This is a genomic window from Psychrobacter sp. 1U2, from assembly GCF_051847575.1.
Map to the genome: position 1 here is coordinate 1 of NZ_JBPYDC010000907.1, position 779 is coordinate 779.

At 37.5% G+C, this 779-nt stretch carries 1 protein-coding gene and 1 pseudogene; both read right to left on the bottom strand.

The window, feature by feature from the left end; genetic code table 11:
* Positions 1–203: pseudogene (gene rpsA / locus ACS8FD_RS19470) on the bottom strand (30S ribosomal protein S1); the annotation flags it as partial.
* A gap of 272 nt (positions 204–475) precedes the next feature.
* Positions 476–779 (bottom strand): (d)CMP kinase (locus tag ACS8FD_RS19475; RefSeq protein ID WP_439277077.1); only part of this gene is annotated, 304 nt, incomplete at its 5' end.

The window sequence follows — 779 nt, forward strand, 5'->3', positions numbered from 1 at the left end:
CTATCGCCAACTTCAACTTCAAGTTCGCCTTCTTCGCTTAAAAACTCTTCACGAGCGACGATACCTTCAGATTTAAGACCAGTATCTACTGTGATCCAATCACTATCGATGGCCACAACAGCACCTGTAATAACTGAGCCACGCTCAATATCCAGACCCTGCTCTTCAATGCTCGCTTCAAATAGTTCAGCAAATGATTCCATTATGTCTACCTTTGTATAGCCGTATCCTGTCCAGCACAGTACGGATCAAATTTATGATTGCATAAAACGAGAATACTGGTTTTATATCTTATACAATCATATAAAAAAACGTTTGTTGATAATAAGCTTCTTGTCAATTCTACTTACTAGCAACAACTGTCTTATATAAAGATCTTGATACTTCTTCAAACACTATTAACCTTGATTACTATAATTTTATACTAAATTCAATCATCGTAGGAAAGTTTTTAGTTCGTAATATGTTGTTTTTATTAACTATTAAAATAAATACCTTTATCTTGGCATTGCTTTTTAATTAACTTATAAACTTTATCAGCATCTAACATTGAGCTATCTAATACCAAAGCATCTTCAGCAGGTTTTGACGGTGCTGTGGTTCGGTTTTCGTCACGTTCATCACGAGCTTTGATTGTATTCAGAATGGCTTCAAAATCTGCTGTTTGACCAGCATTCAGCAATTGGGCTACGCGGCGCTCAGCTCGGGCTGTAGCACTCGCCGTCAAAAAAACCTTCACATCAGCATCTGGAAAAACGACCGTTCCCATATCACGACCA